The organism is Devosia geojensis (assembly GCF_000969415.1).
Taxonomy (GTDB): Bacteria; Pseudomonadota; Alphaproteobacteria; order Rhizobiales; family Devosiaceae; genus Devosia; species Devosia geojensis.
Genome location: NZ_JZEX01000046.1, coordinates 49,061 through 70,225 on the forward strand (window position 1 = coordinate 49,061; position 21,165 = coordinate 70,225).

Sequence of the window (21,165 nt, forward strand, 5' to 3'; positions counted from 1 at the left end):
CGCTGCGCGCGATCCACCTTCTCCCACAAGGGGAGAAGGGAAGGGGGCTTATCACCGGCTTATGTGGCGTTCAGCCTTGAACCGGGCCTTCTGGCGTGATTCAACCAAGGTGCGCCAAATTCCTTAGATTCGTTCATTGCCAGAGCCCGTGCCCTCAGCCGCACCCAACCTCTTCTCCTACCGCCCCCGCGATCCGCTGGAGGTGCTCGCGACCGTCTTCGGGCACTCCGCCTTCCGCGGCCAGCAGGAGGAGGTGGTGCGCCACGTGGTGGCGGGCGGCGATGCGGTGGTGCTCTTCCCGACGGGGGCGGGCAAGTCGGTCACCTATCAGGTGCCGGCGATCTGCCGGCCGGGCGTCGCCATTGTCGTCTCGCCGCTGATCGCGCTGATGCGCGACCAGGTCGAGGCGTTGCGCCAGGCGGGCGTGGCGGCGGCCGCGCTCAACTCTTCGCTCGCGCCCGACGAGGCGCGCGAGGTGCGCCGGGCGCTGATGGCCGGCGAACTCGACCTTCTCTACGTCGCCCCCGAGCGGCTGACGACGCAGGGCTTTGCCGAGATGCTGCGCGGCGTCGATATCGCGCTTTTTGCCATCGACGAGGCCCATTGCGTCAGCCAGTGGGGCCACGATTTCCGCCCGGAATACCGGGACCTTGCCCGCATCACCGAGCTCTTTCCCGGCGTGCCGCGCATGGCGCTGACGGCGACCGCCGATCCGGCGACGCGCGATGACATCATCGAGCGGCTGCAACTGGGCGAGGCCCGCGTCTTTGCAACGAGCTTCGACCGGCCCAACATCAGCTATGCGATCGTTGAGCGCGACAACGCGCGAAAGCAGCTGCTCTCCTTCCTTTCCCGCCACAAGGGCAATTCCGGCATCGTCTATTGCCTGTCGCGCGCCAAGGTCGAGGACATCGCCAACTGGCTCAACCGCGAAGGCATCCGGGCGCTCCCCTACCACGCCGGGATGCCCGCGGCCGAGCGCGGCGCCAACCAGGATGCGTTCCTCAAGGAAGAGGGGCTCTGCCTCGTCGCCACCGTCGCCTTCGGCATGGGCATCGACAAGCCGGACGTGCGCTATGTCGCCCACCTCGACCTGCCGTCCTCGATCGAAGCCTATTACCAGGAGACCGGCCGTGCGGGTCGCGATGGCCTGCCTGCCGAAGCCTGGATGAGCTATGGCATGGCCGACGTCGTCCAGCGCCGCCGCATGATCGAGGAGGGCAATGCCCCTGACGAGGTCAAGCGCGTCGAGCTCGGCAAGCTAAATGCGCTCCTCGGCCTCTGCGAGACGGCCGAGTGCCGCCGCCGGGCGATCCTTTCCCATTTCGGCGAACAGCATGCCGGCAATTGCGGCAACTGCGACACGTGCCTGTCGCCCGTCGACACCTGGGACGGCACCGATGCTGCGGTGAAAGCTCTCGCCGCCGTCTACCGCACCGGCCAGCGGTTCGGCGCCGGCCACGTCATCGACGTGCTGATGGGTAAAGAGACCGAGAAGGTCACCCGCTTCGGGCATGGCAAGCTGCAGGTCTTCGGTGTCGGCAAGGACATCGACAGCAAGACCTGGTCGTCGGTCGTCCGCCAGCTGACCGCCGCCGGCTACATCGTCGTCGACCACGCCAACCACGGCGCGCTGACGCTCTCGGAGGCCGCCCGCCCGGTGTTCAAGGGCGAGAAGAAAGTGACGCTGCGCCGCGACCGGCCGAAAAAAGCCGCGGACGTGCGCCGCTCGCTCGCCAACGCCGTGGTGCTGCCCGAGGGAACGCAGCTCCTCTTCGATGCCCTCAAGGCCGTGCGCCTGCGCCTCGCCCGCGAACAGGGCGTGCCGCCCTATGTCGTCTTCCACGACGCCACGCTACGCGCCATGGCGACGGCAAAGCCCGCGAGCATTGCCGAGATGATGAACCTCCCGGGTGTCGGTAAGGCCAAGCTCGAGCGCTACGGCGAAGCGTTCCTGCGCGAGTTGCAGCGGCACGAGTGATCCCAGGTGGTGGACTAGCGGGTCAAGGCCCCCTCACCCGGCGCTTCGCGCCGACCTCTCCCCCAAGGGAGAGGTGAAGAGGGCAGTGTGCACGATGAGCCGCCACACCTCTCCCTTTGGGGGAGAGGTCGGATTGCGTGGGCAATCCGGGTGAGGGGGCCTTCCCACCCGGACGTGCCAAACTACCCCCCGTTCGCCAGCGCCTCGGTTGCCGCGATCGCGGTCATGTTGACGATGCCGCGGCTCGTCACCGTCGGCGCCAGGATGTGCGCCGGCTGCTTGGTGCCCATCAGGATCGGGCCGACGGGCAGGGCGTTGTTGAGCTCTTTCAGCAGCGTCATCGAGAGGTTGGCGGATTCGAGGTTCGGGAAGATGAGGAGGTTCGCCTCGCCCCGCAGCACCGAGTCCGGGATGTAGGTCCGCCGCAGGTCCTCGCTGATGGCCAGGTCCCCCTGCATCTCGCCGTCGACCATCAGGTCGGGGGCGAGGGTCTTCAACCGCCCGTAGACCTCGCGCATCTTGGCCGAGGTCGGCCCTTCGCGCGATCCGAAGTTCGAGTAGCTGAGGAGCGCGGCCTTGGCTTCGATGTTGAAGCGCTTGAGGTGGTCGCGGGCCTGCAGCGTGATCGTCACGATCTCGTCGACGCTGGGGTCGATGTTGACATAGGTGTCGGCGAGGAAGAACACGCCCCGGTTCATGATCAGCATCGAGAGCGCCGAGAGTTGCGACGTGTCGTCGGCTAGCCCGATGACCGACTGGATGTCGCGCGCGTGCTTGATGAACCGGCCCTGCAGCCCGCAGATCAGCGCATCCGCCTCCCCGCGCTTCACCGCCAGTGCGCCGATGACGGTGGTATTGGTGCGAACGATCGTGCGTGCCGTGTCCGGCGTCACGCCTTTGCGTCCGACGAGCGAATGGAAGAGCGAAACGTATTCGCGGTAGCGCGGGTCGTCCTCGGGGTTGATGACCTCGAAGTCCTGGCCCGGCTTGATGGTGAGGCCGAACCGCTCGATGCGCGTCTCGATGACCGAGGGGCGCCCGATGAGGATAGGCCGGCCGATGCCGTCCTCGAGGATCACTTGCGTTGCGCGCAGCACCCGCTCGTCCTCGCCGTCGGCGAAGGCGATGCGCTTGCCCTTGCCTTCGGCCAGCTCGATCATCGGCTTCATCACCATGCCCGAGCGGAAGACGAAACGACGAAGGCTGTCGCGATAGGCGCTCCAGTCTTCGATGGGGCGTTTGGCAACGCCGGACTCCATCGCCGCCTTGGCGACGGCCGGCGCGATCCGCAGGATCAGCCGCTGGTCGAACGGGTTGGGGATGAGATAGTCGCGCCCGAAGATCGCCGGCACGCCATGCGCCGATGCCTCGAGCCCCGGTTCGTGGGCGAGCCGGGCGATGGCGTGGGCGGCGGCGGCCTTCATCTCCTCGTTGATGACCGTCGCTCCGCAATCGAGCGCGCCGCGGAAGAGAAAGGGGAAGCAGAGGACGTTGTTGACCTGGTTGGGATAATCCGAGCGCCCGGTGCACACCATCGCGTCGGGCCGCGTTTGCCTGGCGAGCTCCGGCATGATCTCGGGGATCGGGTTGGAGAGCGCCAGGATCAGCGGGTTCTCCGCCATGTCCTTCATCATCTCCGGTTTCAGCGCCCCGGCGGCCGAAAGGCCGACATAGATGTCGGCGCCCGCCATCACCTGCGCAAGCTCGGTCTTGTCGGTGTCCTGCGCGAAGGCGCCGCGCCAGCGGTCGACGGAGTTGTCGCGCTTCCTGGTGACGAGACCCTTGCTGTCGGCGATCCAGATGTTCTCGCGCTTGGCGCCGACCGCGATCAGCATGTTCATGCAGGCGATCGCCGCCGCGCCCGCGCCGGAGGTGCAGATCTTGACCTTCCCGATGTCCTTGCCGACGAGCTTCATCGCGTTGATGACGGCGGCGGCGACGATGATCGCGGTGCCGTGCTGATCGTCGTGGAAGACGGGGATGTTCATGCGCGCCCGCAGCTGCTCCTCGATCTCGAAGCAGTCGGGGGCCTTGATGTCCTCGAGATTGACGCCGCCGAAGGAGGGCTCGAGCGGCGCGACGATCTCGATGAATTTCTTCGGGTCCTGCTCGTTGACCTCGATGTCGATGGAATCGATGCCGGCGAACTTCTTGAAGAGCACCGCCTTGCCCTCCATCACGGGCTTGGACGCCAGCGCGCCGATATTGCCGAGGCCGAGCACCGCCGTGCCGTTGGAGATGACGGCGACGAGGTTGCCTTTCGATGTGTAGCGGTAGACGTCCTGCGGATTGGCAGCGATCTCCTCGCAAGGGGTGGCCACGCCCGGCGAATAGGCGAGCGCCAGGTCCCGCGTGTTGGCCAGCGGCTTGGTCGCGGTGATCTCCAGCTTTCCGGGCTTGGGGAATTCGTGGAAATAGAGCGCGGCCTCCTTGAGGCTGGCGGGCTTCTCCTCGGACATGGTTCCTCCCTTTTTCAAAGCCCGCCTTTGTCCGGCGGCGGCGTGGGGCCGGCAATCATACTTTAGTGGCACGATAGCCGATGCCCGCCGGGGCGCTGCAGTCCCCTCGTCGGGTTTTCCGCGAGGCGGAAATCCTAGCCCTCGGCTTCTTCCTCCGAGTGCGCCAGCATGTCGGCGAGCATATGGCGCACGTGCTCGTCGGCCGCTTCGTAGAAGACCTGCTTGTTGCGCCGCTCTCCGGTGACGAGGCGGGCAGCGCGCAGAAGGCGCAGGTGATGGCTGACGAGGGATGGGGACGCCTCGATCCGCCGTGCGATGTCCGTCACCGCCACCGGCTCGTTGAGGCAGGCGAGGAGGACCTTCAGCCGCGTCGGATCGCCGAGCAGCCGGAAGGTTTCGGCGAGGATGGTAACGTCCGTGTCGGTCGCGCCGCTCAATGCGTATGCCCCTTGCCGGCGGAGGCGCGCAGGCTGCAATCGGCGCCGGTGTCGCCGAAATCGATCTCGATGGTGGAGTGGCCGATGCCGTATTTGTCGGCGAGCGCCGCCTTGACGGCCTTCAGGGTCTCCCGCGCGTCGGCGCCGGGCACGAGCCGCACCTCCATGGTGGCCGCCGGCTGGCCGGAGGTGATCGACCAGACATGCACGTGCTCGACGCCTGCCACGCCCGGCACCGCGTCGGCCAGAGCCTCGGGCATGCCTTCGACGTCGATCCCCGAGGGCGCGCCTTCGATGAGGATCTGCAGCGAGTTCTTGAACAGCGACCAGGCGCTCCTGAGGATCAGTAGCGAGAGGAGGACCGATAGGATCGGGTCGATCGGCGTCCAGCCGGTGAAGTAGATGGCGATGGCCGCCACGATCGCGGCGACGGACCCGAGGAGGTCGCCGACCACGTGCAGCATCGCGCCCTTGATGTTGACGTGTTCGGTATCCCCCTGCCGCAGTACGAGGAAGACGACGACGTTGACCGCGAGCCCGATGACGGCGACCGTGAACATCGGGCCGGTGAGGATCGGGTGCGGGTCGAAGAGCCGCCCCACCGCCTCCCAGGCGATCCATGCGACGAGCGCGAAGAGCGAGACGGCGTTGACGAACCCGGCCAGCACCTCGAGGCGCATATAGCCGAAGGTGCGCTTGCGGTCCGACGGGCGCCGGCCGAAACGGAACCCGGCCCAGGCGAGCGCAAGGGCGATGGCGTCGGTCAGCATGTGCCCGGCATCGGCGATCAGCGCCAGCGAACCCGAGAGCAGTCCCCCGATCACCTCGGCGATCATGAAGCCGAACGTCAGGGCGAACCCGATCAGAACCACCCGCTCGTTGCCCGCCGTCACCGTCGGGGCATGGCTGTGATCGTGCCCGGTATGATCATGCTGGTGATCGCCATGGTCGTGGCTGTGATCGTGGGCCTCGTGCTGCGTCATCGCACCTTCCTTTCGTTTATCATTTGAATAGCTGTTCAAATGTCGAAATCAAGAGTGATGATGTAACGGGCAGGGCAAAGCTGCTTCCAAAAAGCCGATGTCATCCCGGCGAAAGCCGGGACCCAGTACGCGCCGGCCAAGCGGCCTTCGCGCTGTAGTAGGGGCCGTTCCTCCGCCCCCGAACGAAGCTCGACTAGGGCACGGCAGAATCGCAGCTGCGCTGTTTACTGGGTCCCGGCTTTCGCCGGGATGACCCCGGGGAGGGGTGTCATCGTGTCCCAACCCTTCACCCGTCGAGACCGGGCCTTGCCGAACCGACAGAACCTTGGGAGAGAGCGAGTGGTAATGACTTGAGCGGCCGCCGTTGCGGTATCTTGAAAGCTTGATATGCCTATCCTCGCCACCCTCGGCATGATCTTCGCCGTTTTCGTCACCTCGACCCTTTCGGGCATCTTCGGCATGGCCGGCGGCATGATCCTCCTGTGGCTGCTGCTCTTGGTCATGCCCGTCGCGGCGGCCATCGCGGTGCAGGGCATGATCCAGCTCATCGCCAACGGCTCGCGCGCCTGGATGACGCGGGCCTATATCGACTGGCGGGTGCTGGCGATCATGCTGGTCGGGCTCGCTGCGGCCGCGCTTATCCTGTTCTTCATCCGCTACCAGCCGGACCTCGCAACCGTCACCATCGTCGTCGGGCTGCTGCCGATCCTGGTCTGGATACCGAAGTCCTGGCTCGCGCTCGATGCCGGCAAACCGCATCACGCGCTCCTCTGCGGCTTCCTCGGCGGCGGCCTCAATCTCACCGTGGGCGTCGCAGGGCCGACCGTCGACATCTTCTTCATCCGCACAGAAATGGACCGGCGCGCCATCATCGCGACCAAGGCGGCCATGCAGGTGCTCTCGCACCTGACCAAGATCATCTTCTACGCCGGCGCGACCCTCACCCTTGCGCAGAGCGAGTGGATCACGCTGGCCATCGCCGCGCCGTTCGCGGTTCTCGGCACCAAGGCCGGCAACATCGTCCTCGAGAAGATGACCGACGTGCACTTCCGCGCCTGGACGCGGATCATCGTCACCTGCATCGGCCTCGTCTTCCTCGCCCGCGGCATTGCGCTCCTTGCCTGAGCCCTTTCCCTTGGAAAGCGCGGCTTTTCCGTTCGCGGTGGGGCAAGACGCGGCTAATATCCCCGCCATGCACCCGTTCGACACAGTCACCGCGCGACTGATCCTTGTCCTTGCCGAAGAAGGCTCGATCGGGCGCGCCGGCGACAAGGAGAACATCGCCCCCTCCGCCGTCAGCCGACGCCTCTCCGAGCTCGAGTCGCGGCTCGGCGTCATTCTTTTCGACCGCTCGGCGCAGGGCGTGCGCCTGACCGCCGCCGGCGAAGTCTATGTCGAGCGCACCCGCGCCGTCATGCGCGAGATCGCCGACCTCGAAACGGTGATGGCCGAGTTCGCCACCAGCCGGCGCGGATCGCTGCGCATCGCCTGCACCAGCGCCTCGCTCTCCGGGCGCCTGCCCGAGCTCCTTGCCAAATATGCCGAACGGCATCCGACGATCGCCCTCGACATCAAGGAGATGGGCGCGGCCGCCGGGCTTTCCGCGCTCGAGGACGGATTGGCGGACGTCGCCATCGTCTCCGACAACTACGATTTCTCCCGCTTCGAGACCCGCCCCTTCGAGGACGACCGTGTCTGGGTGCTGGCCTCGCCCGACCATCCCCTCGCGCCCGAGCTCGCCCCGCGCAAGGCCATCGCCTTCGAGCGCGTCGTCGGCCACGAGGCAGTGGGCATCCATCATGCCGGCTCCCTCGACCGCCTCCTCAACGAGCATGCCCGCAAGGCCGGCCACACCATCGGCGAGCATGTGCGCGTGGAGACCTTCCCGGCGCTGGTGCGCCTGGTCGAAGCCGGCTTCGGCATCGGGTTCCTGCGCTCGACGAGCCTGCACCTGCTTGCCGGCACGGACCTGCTCTGTGCGCCGCTCGCCGACCCCTGGGCCCTGCGCCAGCTGCTCGTCGCCCGGCGCAAGAGCGGGCCGGTCTCGACCGCGATGAAGAGCTTCATCTCACTCTGCGCCGAAACCTACGTGCCCACGCCCGAATAGGTTCGGGGTCGGCAGAAAAATCATGACTGCTGCTGTCCGATTTGCCTTTGACAGGGAAAAGTCGCGCGTCTAATAACCGGACATGGTCGGTCATCTTTCCGGCTGCCGCCATTCGTTTCGACCTTGATTGGACGTCCGCCGTGCTCCGTTTTGCTCCCCGCCCCCTGACGCTTTTCTCCGCCGCAGCCTTCGCGCTCGCCGCTTCAGCAGCCTTTGCGCAGGAGATCACCGTCACCCATGCCCAGGGCGAGACCGTGCTGCCCGATACGCCTGCCAAGGTCATCACCTTCGACATCGCCTCGCTCGACACCCTCGACGCTCTGGGTGTCGAGATCATCGGCCTGCCCGGCACCAACCTGCCCGAGTACCTGTCGAAGTACAGCGGCGAGGACTATCTCAAGGTCGGCACGCTCTTCGAGCCGGACTACGAGGCCGTCGCCGCCGCCGAGCCGGATCTCATCATCGTTGCCGGCCGCTCCTCGGCCGCCTATCCCGAGCTCGCCAGGATCGCTCCGACCGTCGACCTCTCCAACGACTGGGCCGACTTCGAAGGCTCGGTCAAGCGCAACTCGCAGGTCCTCGGCGAGATCTTCGGCAAGACCGCCGAGATCGAAGAGATGATCGCCGAGTTCGATGCGCGCAAGGCCGAGGTGCAGGCGGCCGCGGCCGATGCCGGCACGGGGCTCGTGGTCCTCACCTCCGGCGGCGAGGTGACCGCCTACGGCCCCGGCTCGCGCTTCGGCTGGATCCACGAGACCGCCGGGGTCGCTCCCGCCATCGAGGACGTGGAAGCCGCGACCCATGGCGATGCCATCTCCTTCGAGTTCATCCTGGAGACCAACCCCGACTGGCTCTTCGTCATCGATCGCGAAGCGGCGACTGCCGAGGGCGGCGCGGCGGCGCAGGCGGTGCTTGACAACGAGCTCGTCGCGCAGACCACCGCGTGGTCGCAGGGTCAGGTCGTCTATATCGATCCGGTCCGCTCCTACATCGTCAACGGCGGCCTGCCGGCGCTGACCTATCTCATCGATCAGGTCGGCGACGCGCTCGCCGAGTGAGTTCGGGTGCAAGCAACCGAAACTGCGCCGGCTGCCGGGTAACCGGCAGCCGGTGCAGCCATTGCTCGAAAGAGCGGCTGACCGCGCGATGAAGCTCGTCCTCGCCATCCTCGCCGTCCTGCTGCTGGCGATTGCCAGCCTCTTCATCGGCGTCAGCGACGTGTCGCTGCCTACGCTCCTCTCGAGCGCGCCGGAAGACCGGCCGATGCAGGTGCTGCTCATCAGCCGCGTGCCGCGCACCCTGGCGCTGATCCTTTCCGGCGTGGCGATGGCCGTTGCCGGTGTCATCATGCAGATGTTGGCTCGCAATCGCTTCGTCGAGCCCTCGACGGCCGGAACGGTGGAATCGGCGAGCCTCGGCATCCTCGTCGTCACCATCTTCGCGCCCGGCCTGCCGCTCATCGGCAAGATGCTGGTCGCGAGCCTCTTCGCGCTGGCCGGAACCGCGCTCTTCATGCGCATATTGAAGGAGATACCGCTGCGCTCCGTGCTGATGGTACCGCTCGTCGGCATCATGCTCGGCGGCGTCATCTCCTCAGGCACGGCGTTCTTCGCCTACCGCTACGACCTGCTGCAGACCCTCGGCAACTGGACGCTCGGCGATTTCTCCGGAGTGCTGCGCGGGCGCTACGAGCTCCTCTGGCTCGCCGCTGGCCTCACTGGCATCGCCTACATCGCCGCCGACCGGTTCACCGTCGCGGGGCTCGGCGAGGATTTCACCACCAATCTCGGCCTCGACTACCGCCGCGTGCTGACGTTGGGGCTCTCGATCGTCGCCATGGTCACCGCCGTGGTGGTGGTGACGGTCGGCGCCATCCCCTTCCTCGGGCTGATCGTGCCCAATCTCGTCGCCATGGCCATGGGCGACAACATCCGCCGTTCGATGCCGTGGATCGCCGTCACCGGCGCCGGGTTCGTGCTCGCCTGCGACATCGTCGGGCGCATCATCCGCTTCCCCTACGAGATCCCCATCGGCACCGTCTTCGGCGTCGTCGGCAGTGCGCTTTTCCTCTACCTGCTGCTGCGGAGGAACGCGCGCCTTGGCTGAGGATATCGCCACCACCCGCACGCTGCTGCGCCCGCCCGCCGGGTCGCGCCGGCTGGCGCTGACGCCGCGGCAGGTGCTGGTGCTGCTCGCAGTCCTCGCGCTCATCGCCGCCGTCGCCTACATGACCGTCGGCGCCAAGGGCTCGTGGAGCTTCGTCCTGCCCTTCCGCGGCACAAAGGTGTGGGCGATGACCGTCGTCGGCTGCGCCATCGCCATCTCGACGGTGCTCTTCCAGACGATTTCGGCCAACCGCATCCTCACCCCATCAATCATGGGGTTCGATGCGCTCTATGCGCTGATCCAGACGACGCTCGTTTTCGTCCTCGGCGGCCTCGCCTATGCGACCGTCGACCCGCAGCTGCGCTTCGTCGTCGAGGTCGCGGCGATGGTCCTTTTCTCGGGTCTCCTCTTCCGCTCGCTCTTCTCGGGCGCCGCGAAAAGCCTCTATCTCCTCGTCCTCGTCGGCATCGTCTTCGGCGTCTTCTTCCGCTCGCTTTCGGGCCTGATGCAGCGGCTGATCAACCCCAACGATTTCGCCATCCTGCAGGACGCGCTCTTTGCCCGCTTCAGCGCCATCGACCCGACGCTGCTGGTCGTCTCGACCATCACCGTGGCGCTCGTCTGCCTCTGGGTCGTGCGCATGCTTCCCGTGCTCGACGTTCTTGCGCTCGGGCGCGAGCACGCGGTCAATCTCGGCGTCGATCACAAGCGCGCCGTCTCGGAGATCCTCGTCATGGTCGCCATCCTCGTCTCGGTGTCGACGGCGCTGGTCGGTCCGGTGACCTTCTTCGGCCTTCTCGTTTCCAACCTCGCATACCTCATCATCCGCTCGCACCGCAACGCGCTCATCCTGCCGGCGGCGATTCTCCTCTCGGTCATCTGCCTCATCGGCGGCCAGGTGGTGCTGGAGCGGGTGTTCGGGTTCGATACGGCCCTGTCGATCATCATCGAGTTCGTCGGCGGGCTGGTGTTCATTGCCATTCTGTTGAAGGGGAAAGGCCGATGATCCGGGCGCAGAACGTCTCCAAAGCCTATGGCGAGGCGCTCGTCGTCGACGGCGTCTCGCTCGAATTGCCGGCGCACGGCATCACCTCGATCATCGGACCCAACGGGGCCGGCAAGTCGACGTTTCTCTCCATGGTCTCGCGCCTGATGCCGATGAGCGCCGGCACCGTCACCGTCGACGGCCTCGACGTGACCAGGACCCCCTCCGACGTCCTCGCCCGCCGCCTCTCGATCCTGCGGCAGGACAATCATATCGCCGCGCGCCTAACCGTTGCCGACCTCGTCGCCTTCGGCCGCTTCCCGCATTCGAGGGGGCGCCTGACCGTCGCCGACAAGGAACACATCGACCGCGCCATCGGCTATCTCGATCTGACCGATCTCGCCGGCCGCTTCCTCGACGAGCTCTCCGGCGGCCAGCGTCAGCGCGCGTTCGTCGCCATGGTGCTCTGCCAGGACACCGACTACGTGCTGCTCGACGAGCCGCTCAACAACCTCGACATGAAACACGCCATGGGCATGATGAAGATCATGCGCCGGGCGGCCGACGAGCTCGGCAAGACCGTGGTGCTGGTGCTCCACGACATCAATTTCGCCTCCTGGTACTCGGATTGGATCGTCGCGATGAAGGACGGCAAGGTGCGCCACCAGGGTCCCGCGTCGCAGATCATGCGCCCGGAAATCCTGGCCGACATCTACGACATGGACATCAAGGTCCACGAGATCGGCGGCCGCCGGGTGAGCGTTTTCTACGAATAGTCCGGGCTGACAGGGCCGGACAATTCCGCGATAGTCCCCGCAAGCAGCGGAGGCCCTCATGAAACCCCGGATCAACATCGTCACCATCGGCGTCGACGACCTGGAACGCGCCTTCGGCTTCTACCGTGTGCTCTTCGATCTGCCCGACGAGCAGATATCGGCGGGCGAGGACCACGTCGCGTTCTTCCTCGAAGGCGATCTGTCGCTGGTGCTGATGGAGCGTGCCTCCCTCGCCGAAACGGTCGGGCAGGGCGATGCCGCGCGCGGCACGGCGCAGGTGGTGCTGAGCCACAATGCCGAGAGCCCTGCCGAGGTCGATACGATCCTCAGCGACGCCCTGCGCGCCGGCGGGTCGGTCCACACCCCCGGCACCGCGTCGGAATGGGGCTATGCCGGCTATTTCGAGGATACGGAAGGCAACCTCTGGGAAGTGCTGGCAGGATGAGACCTGAGCACGAGCCGTCGCCGTGATCGTTGTATTGAACGGGTATCCGGGGGTCGGAAAACTGACGATCGGCCGCGAGCTGGCGCAGTTGCTCTCGGGGCGCCTGCTCGACATCCATACAGTTTACAACGTTGCCTTTGCGCTGACGGAGTTCAAGTCACCCGAGTTCAGGCAAACCGTCGAGAAGATCGAGGCCATTGCGCACGATCTCATCCTCAAGCTTCCGGTGGAAGTGCCTGTTGTCCTGACGACGGTGCTGGCCGGAGATAGTGACTGGGGACGTGAGGAATGGCTCAGGATCGCACGGCTTGGCGAGTCGCGAGGGCCTTTCTGCGTGGTACATGTTCACTGCGACCTCGATGAAAACATGCGTCGCATCCAGTCACCTGGGCGCGGCGCCAAGCTGAAGCCGCGCGATCCCGATATGGCGCGCCGCAATCACATGCGCGGCGATATACTCGCGGGCATCGATGAGCCCAACCTGCTTACGCTCGACGTCACGCAGATGTCCGCCCCGAAGGCAGCGCAGGCGATCGCGGACTGGGCTCGAGCGATATGACTTCGCCGCCGATAATTGGCCGAGCTTAGAACCCGCCGCCCGTCTTGAACCCGCCGTGCTTGCGCGTGCCGGTCGATCCCGTGCGCGGGCGCGAGAACCCGCCCCCGGTTGGGCGGCTGCCCCAGCCGCCGCCGAACCCGCCGCCGCCACCCGACTTGCTCTTGCCGCCACCGCCTCCGAAGCTCGTATCCGGCCACTGGAAGCCGCCGCCACCCGGTGGCCACGGGGTTGAGCTGGCGCGTCCGCGGTTGGGCAGCCCGAGGCCCCCGCCCCAGTCGCTGGTGCCCGCGCTCCAGTTCTGGCTCCTGCGCCAGTGGTCCCAGTAGCTTGCCGCGCTGATGCCGCCCCGCAGGAACTCGGTCAGCATGTCGCCGACGAGCTTGTCCTCGCGGAAGGTCGAGCGCGGATCGTCGAACCGCGCCTTCTTGAACTCCCACTGGATGTCCTCGAGCTCGCGCCGGCGCGCGGCGAGGGTCTTGAGGCGCGCGCGCTGCTCGCGGATGTCCCCTTCCTCGTCCTTGCCGCGCGCCCGCGCCTCGTCGATCTGGGCGACGAGCGTGTCGTCCTGGCCTGTGGAGGTCCGCCGCGCCTCGGCCAGCAGCGTGCGGATGTCCTCGCGCCCCAGCGCGTCGGCGAGCGTCGTCAATGCCTGCTCGAAAGCCGGGTCCCCGCCCTGGGCGAGGCTCGAGAGCTCCTTGGCGGCGGCATCGCGCCGATCCTCGGCAGCCACGATCTCGGCGTCGATCGCCTCGATCCTGGCCTGCGCCTTTTCCAGCGCCTCGCGGATGGGCTTGCCGCCGGCCGCGTCGATGGCGGCCGTTTCGAGCGCGTCGAGCTCGGCTTCGGCCGCCGCCGCGTTCTGCATCTGCCGCTCGGCGTGCTCACGCAGCCGCAGCGGTATCTCGTTGAGCATGGCGAAGTTCGGCCGGGTCTTGGCAAAGCCGATGAGATTGGCCACCAGCCCGTCGAGATAGCGGATGAGATTGTTGGCGCGGTAGTTGACCGTGCCGTATCCGCGGTCCCAGAGGTAGATGAACAGCGGATCGTCGCGATAGGGCTTGCCCTTCTCGTCGCGGTCGGCCTCCGCCTGCTCGGTCTTGCGCATCGACTGGGCGGCGATGGCCTGCAGTTCGTCGGCCTGCGCGCGCTTCTGCGCGTAGGCCGGGTCCTTGGCGACGACCCCGCCGATCCGGGTCGAGAGCGCCTTGAGCTCACCCTGATGCGCCTCGACGTCCTTCAGCGCCTCGCCGCGATCCCCGGTCAGCCGGTTGATCTCGGCGTCGATCTCGGCAAGCTCGCTCTCGGTGCCGGCGAGGGCCTCGGCATGCGATTTCAGCATCTCGCGCGCCTTGCTCTCGGACTGCGAGATGCGCCCCTCCAGCTCGCGCTGCACGGAAGGATCCAGCCGCACCTGCGCCAGCTTGCGGAAGAGTTCGGCTTCCGTCTCGCGCATCTTGGTGATGATGTCGGTCGCCCGCGCCAGGCGCTTGGAGATTTCGTCCTCCTCGCGGCGGATGTCGCGCAGCGCCTCCTCGAGCGATGCCAGAGCTTCGGGACCTCGGATCGTCATCTCTACCCTACCACCGTGTCACCGCGCCCCCGAGCACCGGCACGACATACTCGGGCTCGAGAAAGCCGTAAGTCTTGCGGCCGATTTCGCTCATCTCGAGGATGCCGTCGTCGCGCTTGTCCGCCGCCACCGCCTGATAGACCACCTCCGGCACGCGCAGGCCCCAGATGTCCACCACTTCGGTCTGCCCGTTCTCTTCGTTCTCGATCGGCAGCGAGAGCTTGTCGCCGTCGGCGTTGATCGCCTCGACCACGATATAGTAGTTCGTGGCGTCGGTGTTGACCTCGGGGAAGGTCCAGAAGCCCGACTGCACGTCCGGCCGGTTGACGATCCGCAACGTGTATTCCTGCCGCAGCTTGTCGCGCAGCGCCGTCAACCGTTCGATGGCGTCGAGCGCGCCTTCCCGGTTGCCTTCGCTGGCCAGCGCCTTGCCGCGTTCGCGCAGCGACTGCGCCTCGACAACGGCCTGCTGCACCTTGGTCTCCTCGAAGATCGTCTGGTAGAGCGCGTCCATCTGCGCGGGCAGGCGCTCGGCGAGCTCCAGGCGCGCACCTTCGGCCTGCGCCGACTGGTACGGCCGGTAGACCAGGAAATAGCCGCCGATGACAACGAGGAGCGCCGCGAGCGCGGCAAGCGCCGGCTTGCCCCACTTGCCCCGGCTTACATAGAGCCGGGCGAGCGTGCGCTTGAAGCTCGGCGGCGGGGGCGTATAGACGAAGCGGCTTTCCTCGAGGGCGGAGACACCTTCCTTGAGGATGTGGTCGGGCACCTCGATGCCCTGGCTGTGATAGATCTCGCGCAGCCGCTCGATGAGCTGCTTCTCGCGCGCCGCGCCGTCGAGCTCGCGCACCGCCAGGTCCTGGCGGTGGCGAAGCGTGTCGACGACGTCCATGGCCAGCATGACGTCGTCGAGGGGAGCGGCCGGGCCCGCAGGCGTGTCACTCATGTCTGCCGTTCATGCCCCGATACGTGCCTGATCATTTCCCTGTTTCGAGCAGCAGCGCGTTGCCGTCGGCGGCGAGCTGGGCAAGGCGCTTCTTGCCGTCCTCGACCGCATCGCGGATCTCGGCCGAGTTCTTGGTCGAGGCGATGCGCATCTCGTTGATGATGGTGCGGCTCTTTTCCTGGAAGTTGACGACGCTGTCGACGAGCTTCTTGACCGCGTCGGCGCGCACTGTCGGGCCGTAACCGGCCTTGACCGCCTCTTCCTGCACCTTGTCGCCGATCTCGGAGAGGGTCTCGAGGCTTTTGCTCATCCCCTCCTTCATCGCATTGAGCGTCTCGGTCGATTCATGCAGCCCGAACATGCCGGTGAACGAGGCCGAGAGCGCCGTCAGCACCGTCTCGTTGGTCGAGAAGAACGAGATCGACTGCTGGTAGACGCGCTCCTTGGCGTTGGTCGTCTGCATCAGGCGCGCCATCACCACTTCCGAGGTGTTGTAGGAGATGGTCAGGTTGTCCGAGAGGTCCTTGGCGATCTGGTAGCGCTTCTCCTCGTTCTGCATCTCGCGCAGCCGCTCGTCGCGCGCCATCTCGAGGCGCGCGCGGTCGGCCGGCACGCTGCCCGCATAGGCGGCAAGCTCGTCGGCCGATTTCTGCAGGATGCCCTTCTTCTCCTCGAGGCGCTTTTCGGCCGTCTGCAGCACTTCCAGCGCCATCACCTCGGCCTGCTTCAGGGCGCCGCGGAAATCACGATAGGCCTCGAGGATGGTGTGCTCGCGGTCGATCTGGTCCTTGGTGTCGGACGTGACCTCGAGATAGGTGTCGCGGATCTTGTTGAAGCGGGTGGCGATGTCGCCGCGCGACACCTTCATCCACACGTTCGAGATGCGCTCGCCCAGATCGATCCGGTTGTCGTCGAGCTGGTCGACCATGCCCTTGGCGTCGTCCCGGATCGAATCGAAGCCCTTGGTGATATCCTCGTAGCGCTCGCCGATCTTCATGGCGGCGACCTGCTCGCGCACCACCTCGTTGAAGGCGCTCGCCTGGCTGAGGGTGCGCCCGATCAGCACGACGCGCGTCTCGTCGAGCTCGGTGATCTGCGACAGGAGCCCGGTGATCGGCTGCTCGCCCTGGTTCTCGGGCCAGACGCCCAGCTCCTTGATCGCGTTCACCGCCTTGTCGAGATACTGCAAGGGTTTCTCGGTGAAGGTGGCGGTGGTTGCCGGTTGGGTGGTCGTCGTGACTTCAGACATCGATGTTCTCCCCGCGGTCGGCGCCTCGCCTTGCAAGGCTATAGATTGACTTTGCCGCCGCCGCTGACAATTGCAACAGGTTTGTGCGACAACTATTTTGCCTGAATTGGTGCTAAAAAGCCTCAGGTCGTGAAAGGGCGGGAATGGAGTTCGGCGGACGGTACCTGGTGGCGGCGCCGCGCATCGAAGTATGGGCGGCCCTAAACGATACGAACGTTCTCAAGGCGGCGATCCCCGGCTGCCAGCGGATCGACTGGACCGGCAAGGATTCCCTCGAGCTCGACATCAAGGTCAACCTCGGCGTCGTCCACCCGGTGTTCAAGGGAGACCTGTGGCTCTCCGACATCGTGCCGGCCGAGAGCTATCGGCTCGCCGGCAAGGGACGAGGGGGCCTTCTCGGGCTCGCCGAGGGCGCGGCCGATATCGTGCTCGCCGACGACGGCGAGGGCACGCGCCTCGTCTTTTCCGCCAATGGCGGCGCGTCCGGCCAGATCATGAAGCTCGGCAAGGCCATCATCGGCAATTCCGCCCAGAAGGTCATCGACGGCTTCTTCGAGCGCTTCGGCGAGGCGATGGGGGCGCGGGTGACGCCGATCAGGGAAAGCGAATAGTTCCCGTAGGGATCGCGTGCGGGCGACGCACGGCAACCACCCCCTATCCGCTCCCCAGAATTTTTTGACCAATCGGAAAAAACTGCGTGACACCCTCTTGCGGGGCGGCCGTTTGCACGGTTGTATCGTGGGTCAGCGCACGGGATGTGTCCGCCGGTATCTACCGGGTCCTGTGCGAGACAGGGAGAGCCATCAATGAAATTCAACAACATCAGCAAGGCCGCGCTCGGCGGCGTGGCGCTGAGTGCCGTGCTTGCGGGGGCGGCCTTGGCCGATCCGGCCGTGATCTACGACCTCGGGGGCAAGTTCGACAAATCGTTCAACGAGGCCGCCTACAACGGGGCCGAGGCCTGGAAGGCCGAGACCGGGGGCAACTACCTCGATTTCGAGCTGCAGAACGATGCCCAGCGCGAGCAGGCGCTGCGCCGGTTCGCGAGCCAGGGCGCCAATCCGATCGTCATGGCCGGCTTCTCGTGGAACGCCGCGCTCGAGGCCGTCGCGCCCGAATTCGCCGACACCAATTTCGTCGTCATCGACACGGTCGTCGATCAGCCGAACGTGCAGTCGATCATGTTCGACGAGCACACCGGTTCCTTCCTCGTTGGTGCTCTGGCGGCCATGAAGTCGGAAACCGGCCGCGTGGGCTTCGTCGGCGGCATGGACGTGCCGCTCATCCACCGCTTCTACTGCGGCTACGCCTATGGTGCGCGCCAGGTCAATCCGGACGTCGAGCTGACCGAGAACTACACCGGCACCACGCCCGCCGCCTGGAATGATCCGGTCACCGCCGGTGAGCTGGCCAAGGCGCAGATCGACAACGGCGTCGACGTGATCTTCGCGGCGGCCGGCGGCTCCGGCCTCGGCGTGCTGCAGGCGGCGGCCGATGCGGGCAAGTTCTCCATCGGCGTCGACAGCAACCAGAACTACCTGCACCCGGGTTCGGTGCTGACCTCCATGCTCAAGCGCGTCGACAACGCCGTCCACACCGCCTTCAACGAGGCCGGGGATGACGCCACCTTCAAGCCGGGCCGGATCGACCTCGGCCTTGCAGACGAAGGCGTCGACTATGCCCTCGACGAGCACAACCAGGACCTCATCACCGACGAGATGCAGGTCCAGGTCGATGAGCTCAAGCAAGGCATCATCGCCGGCGAGATCGAGGTGCACGACTACTACACCGACAACGCCTGCCCGCTCTGATCGCGAGCGTTTATGAGCGAAAGCGACAACATGAACCCGCAGCGGCCGAAAACGGCCGCTGCACCCGCTCCCGCCTCCCGGTGGGCGATCGAACTTGAGAAGATCAACAAGCGGTTCGGCGCGGTTCACGCCAACAAGGACATCGACCTCAAGGTCGAGCGCGGCACCATCCACGGCATCGTCGGGGAGAACGGGGCCGGCAAGTCGACGCTGATGTCCATCCTCTACGGCTTCTACACCGCCGACAGCGGCACCATCAAAGTCGACGGCACGGAGCGGCACATCACCGACAGCCGCCATGCCCTGGCGCTCGGCATCGGCATGGTCCACCAGCACTTCATGCTGGTCGAGAATTTCACCGTCCTCGAGAACGTCGTGCTCGGCGCCGAGGACAGCGCCCTCATCGCCCCGAGCCTCAAACGTGCCCGCGCCGAATTGGAGCGCATCGAAGACGAATACAATCTCGTCGTCGATCCGGACGCCGTCATCGAGGACATCTCGGTCGGCCAGCAGCAGCGCGTGGAGATCTTGAAGGCCCTCTATCGCGGCGCGCAGACCCTGATCCTTGACGAGCCGACGGGCGTCCTCACCCCTAAGGAAGCCGACGACCTCTTTCGCGTGCTCGAGACCCTGCGCGACCAAGGCAAGACCGTCATTCTCATCACCCATAAGCTGCGCGAGATCATGGCGATCACCGACAGCGTCTCCGTCATGCGCCAGGGCGAGATGGTCAAGACCCTGACGACGTCCGAGACCAATCCGGAGGAGATCGCCGAGCTGATGGTTGGCCGCCGGGTGCTGCTGCGCGTCGACAAGGGCCCCGCCAATCCCGGCAAGACGCTGCTCGAGGTCAAGAACCTCGTCGTCGCCGACGACCTGGGGGTCGTGCGCGTCAAGGACGTCAGCCTTTCCGTGCGCGCCGGCGAGATCGTCGGCATCGCCGGCGTTTCCGGCAACGGGCAGTCGGAACTTCTGGAATCCGTCACCGGCATGCGCGACCAGCGCTCGGGCACGGTCGTCGTCAACGGGCGCGAGTTGTCGCTGAAGGGCGATGACGGCGCCGCCCGCGCCCGCGCCGCCGGCCTCGCCCACGTGCCCGAGGACCGCCAGCACATGGGGCTGGTCACCACCTTCGAGGAGTGGGAGAATGCCATCCTCGGCTACCAGGACGCCCCCGAATACGGCGGTGGTCCCTTCCTCGATATCGAGGCGGCGCGTCGCAAGGCTGCCGAGCAGATCAAGAGGTTCGACGTGCGCCCGGCCAACAACCGCTTGAAGACCGCGAACTTTTCCGGCGGCAACCAGCAGAAGATCGTGCTGGCGCGCGAGATGGGGCGCGATCCGGACGTCCTCATCGTTGGCCAGCCGACCCGCGGCGTCGACATCGGCGCCATCGAGTTCATCCACAACCAGATCATCGCCATGCGCGACGCCGGCAAGGCCATCCTTCTCGTTTCCGTCGAGCTCGACGAGATCCGCTCGCTCGCCGACCGCATCCTCGTGATGTTCGACGGCCAGATCGTCGGCGAAGCCGATCCCGCCACCGCCAGCGAAGGCGAGATCGGCCTGATGATGGCGGGCATATCGCAATCGGCCGCCGCACTGGAGGCCCGCCCATGAGCGCCCGCACGCCCCTGCCGCGCTGGGCGGACATCGTCCTCCTGCCGCTCCTCAACCTGGCGCTGGCCTTCCTCGTTTCCGGCCTCGTGGTGCTGATGGTCGGCGAGAACCCGCTGCACGCCGTGCAGGTCATCATCTACGGCGCCTTCGGCTACGGCGACGGCTTCGGCTATACCCTCTACTACGCCACCAACTTCATCTTCACCGGCCTTGCCTTCGCGGTCGCCGCCCACGCCGGGCTCTTCAACATCGGCGGCGACGGACAGGCCTATGTCGCCGGGCTTGGCGCCATCGTCATCGCGCTGGCGCTCGACCAGACCCATTGGCTCCTCGCCATGCCCGCCGCCATGATCGGCGCGGCCCTCGTCGGCGGCTTCTGGGCGTTCATCCCCGGATATCTGCAGGCCAAGCGCGGCAGCCACGTGGTCATCACCACCATCATGTTCAACTTCATCGCCGCCGCGCTGATGGTCTACATGATCAATAGGGTCCTGAAGCCGGCGACCACCATGGCCCCCGAATCCGCCACCCTGGCGGTCGGCGGCCGCGTGCCGCAACTGCGCCAGTTCTTCAGCTTCTTCGGCTATTCGCCGGTCAACCTCTCGATCGTCGTCGCGCTCCTCGCCCTCGTCTTCGTCTACGTCCTCGTCTGGCACACCAAGCTCGGCTATGCGCTGAGGACCCTGGGGCAGAACCCCTCCGCCTCGCGCTATGCCGGCATGTCCAACTCGCGCCTCATCATGATCGCCATGACCATCTCCGGCGCGCTCGCGGGGATGGTGGCGATCAACGAGGTGATGGGCGTGCAGAACCGGCTGGTGCTCGATTTCGTCGCCGGCTCCGGGTTCGTGGGCATCGCCGTGGCGCTGATGGGGCGCAATCATCCCGTCGGCATCCTCTTTGCCGCGCTTCTCTTCGGTGCGCTCTACCAGGGCGGGCAGGAGCTGCAGTTCGTCATCCCCGGCGTCACCCGCGAGATGATCGTCGTCATCCAGGCGCTCGTCATCCTCTTCACCGGCGCGATGGAGGGCCTCTTCCGGCCCGCCCTGGAACGCACCTTCATGCTGTTCTCACCCGAGCAGAAGGCCCGCGCCGTCAGTGTTTCGACGGCGGAATCGGAGAGCTGATCAG

General features: G+C 66.2%; 19 protein-coding genes. 13 read left to right on the plus strand and 6 right to left on the minus strand.

The genetic code is table 11. The annotated features are described in order from the left end of the window. Positions 1-148 precede the first annotated feature (148 nt). A complete protein-coding gene (recQ, locus tag VE25_RS03380) occupies positions 149-1,981 on the plus strand; it encodes a DNA helicase RecQ (protein ID WP_244466854.1) in 1,833 nt (610 codons plus the stop codon). Positions 1,982-2,163: 182 nt separating this feature from the next. Here recQ and VE25_RS03385 read toward each other — a convergent pair whose 3' ends face one another. From VE25_RS03385 to VE25_RS23275, 3 genes are all read right to left on the minus strand, one after another. Beyond that, positions 2,164-4,440, minus strand: coding sequence for an NADP-dependent malic enzyme (locus VE25_RS03385; protein ID WP_046107179.1), 2,277 nt, complete (start codon positions 4,438-4,440; stop codon positions 2,164-2,166). A gap of 134 nt (positions 4,441-4,574) precedes the next feature. Then, the gene (locus VE25_RS23270; protein WP_244466855.1) at positions 4,575-4,877 is read right to left on the minus strand and encodes an ArsR/SmtB family transcription factor; all 303 of its coding nucleotides are present in this window, start codon (positions 4,875-4,877) and stop codon (positions 4,575-4,577) included. Further along, positions 4,874-5,860 carry a cation diffusion facilitator family transporter gene (locus VE25_RS23275; RefSeq protein ID WP_046107181.1) on the minus strand — a complete coding sequence of 329 codons (987 nt, stop codon included), beginning with the start codon at positions 5,858-5,860 and terminating at the stop codon, positions 4,874-4,876. Before VE25_RS23275 ends, VE25_RS23270 begins: the two co-directional genes overlap by 4 nt. A 387-nt stretch (positions 5,861-6,247) precedes the next feature. Here VE25_RS23275 and VE25_RS03400 point away from each other — a divergent pair, with 387 nt between their 5' ends. The 8 genes from VE25_RS03400 to VE25_RS03435 all read left to right on the plus strand — a co-directional run bounded on the left by VE25_RS03400 (position 6,248) and on the right by VE25_RS03435 (position 12,838). Next, a complete protein-coding gene (locus VE25_RS03400; protein WP_046107182.1) occupies positions 6,248-6,985 on the plus strand; it encodes a sulfite exporter TauE/SafE family protein in 738 nt (245 codons plus the stop codon). 67 nt (positions 6,986-7,052) lie between these two features. Next, positions 7,053-7,967: a LysR family transcriptional regulator gene (locus tag VE25_RS03405; protein WP_046107183.1), complete on the plus strand. Its 915-nt coding sequence runs from the start codon at positions 7,053-7,055 to the stop codon at positions 7,965-7,967. Positions 7,968-8,107: 140 nt separating this feature from the next. Then, positions 8,108-9,025, plus strand: coding sequence for a siderophore ABC transporter substrate-binding protein (locus tag VE25_RS03410; protein ID WP_201776034.1), 918 nt, complete (start codon positions 8,108-8,110; stop codon positions 9,023-9,025). A gap of 88 nt (positions 9,026-9,113) precedes the next feature. Further along, complete coding sequence (locus VE25_RS03415) at positions 9,114-10,073, plus strand: ABC transporter permease (RefSeq protein ID WP_046107184.1); 960 nt, start codon at positions 9,114-9,116, stop codon at positions 10,071-10,073. A gap of 52 nt (positions 10,074-10,125) precedes the next feature. Then, the gene (locus VE25_RS03420; RefSeq protein ID WP_046107248.1) at positions 10,126-11,079 is read left to right on the plus strand and encodes an iron chelate uptake ABC transporter family permease subunit; all 954 of its coding nucleotides are present in this window, start codon (positions 10,126-10,128) and stop codon (positions 11,077-11,079) included. Then, complete coding sequence (locus tag VE25_RS03425; protein ID WP_046107185.1) at positions 11,076-11,834, plus strand: iron ABC transporter ATP-binding protein; 759 nt, start codon at positions 11,076-11,078, stop codon at positions 11,832-11,834. Before VE25_RS03420 ends, VE25_RS03425 begins: the two co-directional genes overlap by 4 nt. A gap of 58 nt (positions 11,835-11,892) precedes the next feature. Then, a complete protein-coding gene (locus tag VE25_RS03430; protein WP_046107186.1) occupies positions 11,893-12,279 on the plus strand; it encodes a VOC family protein in 387 nt (128 codons plus the stop codon). Between the two features lie 22 nt (positions 12,280-12,301). Beyond that, positions 12,302-12,838: an AAA family ATPase gene (locus tag VE25_RS03435; RefSeq protein ID WP_046107187.1), complete on the plus strand. Its 537-nt coding sequence runs from the start codon at positions 12,302-12,304 to the stop codon at positions 12,836-12,838. Between the two features lie 25 nt (positions 12,839-12,863). On the opposite strand, the gene VE25_RS03440 is transcribed toward VE25_RS03435, so the two are convergent. The 3 genes from VE25_RS03440 to VE25_RS03450 are packed head-to-tail and all read right to left on the minus strand — an operon-like array spanning position 12,864 to position 16,603. Continuing rightward, complete coding sequence (locus VE25_RS03440) at positions 12,864-14,408, minus strand: coiled-coil domain-containing protein (protein ID WP_046107188.1); 1,545 nt, start codon at positions 14,406-14,408, stop codon at positions 12,864-12,866. Positions 14,409-14,415: 7 nt separating this feature from the next. After that, a complete protein-coding gene (locus VE25_RS03445; RefSeq protein WP_046107189.1) occupies positions 14,416-15,354 on the minus strand; it encodes a DUF6384 family protein in 939 nt (312 codons plus the stop codon). Positions 15,355-15,385: 31 nt separating this feature from the next. Further along, the gene (locus VE25_RS03450) at positions 15,386-16,603 is read right to left on the minus strand and encodes a hypothetical protein (RefSeq protein WP_046107190.1); all 1,218 of its coding nucleotides are present in this window, start codon (positions 16,601-16,603) and stop codon (positions 15,386-15,388) included. Between the two features lie 143 nt (positions 16,604-16,746). On the opposite strand from VE25_RS03450, the gene VE25_RS03455 reads away from it, so the two are divergent. From VE25_RS03455 to VE25_RS03470, 4 genes are all read left to right on the plus strand, one after another. After that, entirely contained in the window at positions 16,747-17,214 is a 468-nt protein-coding gene (locus VE25_RS03455; RefSeq protein ID WP_046107191.1) for an SRPBCC family protein, read from the plus strand. 210 nt (positions 17,215-17,424) lie between these two features. Further along, positions 17,425-18,414, plus strand: coding sequence for a BMP family lipoprotein (locus VE25_RS03460; protein ID WP_439328892.1), 990 nt, complete (start codon positions 17,425-17,427; stop codon positions 18,412-18,414). 30 nt (positions 18,415-18,444) lie between these two features. Beyond that, positions 18,445-20,034: an ABC transporter ATP-binding protein gene (locus VE25_RS03465; protein ID WP_046107249.1), complete on the plus strand. Its 1,590-nt coding sequence runs from the start codon at positions 18,445-18,447 to the stop codon at positions 20,032-20,034. Beyond that, positions 20,031-21,161 carry an ABC transporter permease gene (locus VE25_RS03470; RefSeq protein ID WP_046107193.1) on the plus strand — a complete coding sequence of 377 codons (1,131 nt, stop codon included), beginning with the start codon at positions 20,031-20,033 and terminating at the stop codon, positions 21,159-21,161. Before VE25_RS03465 ends, VE25_RS03470 begins: the two co-directional genes overlap by 4 nt. The last annotated feature ends 4 nt before the right edge of the window (positions 21,162-21,165 follow it).

Excerpts from the sequence above, each read along its gene's own strand:
- VE25_RS03440 (WP_046107188.1), bottom strand. The coding sequence starts at position 14,408 with ATGACGATCCGAGGTCCCGAAGCTCTGGCATCGCTCGAGGAGGCGCTG.
- VE25_RS03400 (WP_046107182.1), top strand. The coding sequence starts at position 6,248 with ATGCCTATCCTCGCCACCCTCGGCATGATCTTCGCCGTTTTCGTCACC.
- VE25_RS03445 (WP_046107189.1), bottom strand. The coding sequence starts at position 15,354 with ATGAGTGACACGCCTGCGGGCCCGGCCGCTCCCCTCGACGACGTCATG.
- VE25_RS03455 (WP_046107191.1), top strand. The coding sequence starts at position 16,747 with ATGGAGTTCGGCGGACGGTACCTGGTGGCGGCGCCGCGCATCGAAGTA.
- VE25_RS03465 (WP_046107249.1), top strand. The coding sequence starts at position 18,445 with ATGAACCCGCAGCGGCCGAAAACGGCCGCTGCACCCGCTCCCGCCTCC.
- VE25_RS03405 (WP_046107183.1), top strand. The coding sequence starts at position 7,053 with ATGCACCCGTTCGACACAGTCACCGCGCGACTGATCCTTGTCCTTGCC.
- VE25_RS03415 (WP_046107184.1), top strand. The coding sequence starts at position 9,114 with ATGAAGCTCGTCCTCGCCATCCTCGCCGTCCTGCTGCTGGCGATTGCC.
- VE25_RS03385 (WP_046107179.1), bottom strand. The coding sequence starts at position 4,440 with ATGTCCGAGGAGAAGCCCGCCAGCCTCAAGGAGGCCGCGCTCTATTTC.
- VE25_RS03470 (WP_046107193.1), top strand. The coding sequence starts at position 20,031 with ATGAGCGCCCGCACGCCCCTGCCGCGCTGGGCGGACATCGTCCTCCTG.
- VE25_RS03430 (WP_046107186.1), top strand. The coding sequence starts at position 11,893 with ATGAAACCCCGGATCAACATCGTCACCATCGGCGTCGACGACCTGGAA.
- VE25_RS23275 (WP_046107181.1), bottom strand. The coding sequence starts at position 5,860 with ATGACGCAGCACGAGGCCCACGATCACAGCCACGACCATGGCGATCAC.
- VE25_RS03425 (WP_046107185.1), top strand. The coding sequence starts at position 11,076 with ATGATCCGGGCGCAGAACGTCTCCAAAGCCTATGGCGAGGCGCTCGTC.
- VE25_RS03450 (WP_046107190.1), bottom strand. The coding sequence starts at position 16,603 with ATGTCTGAAGTCACGACGACCACCCAACCGGCAACCACCGCCACCTTC.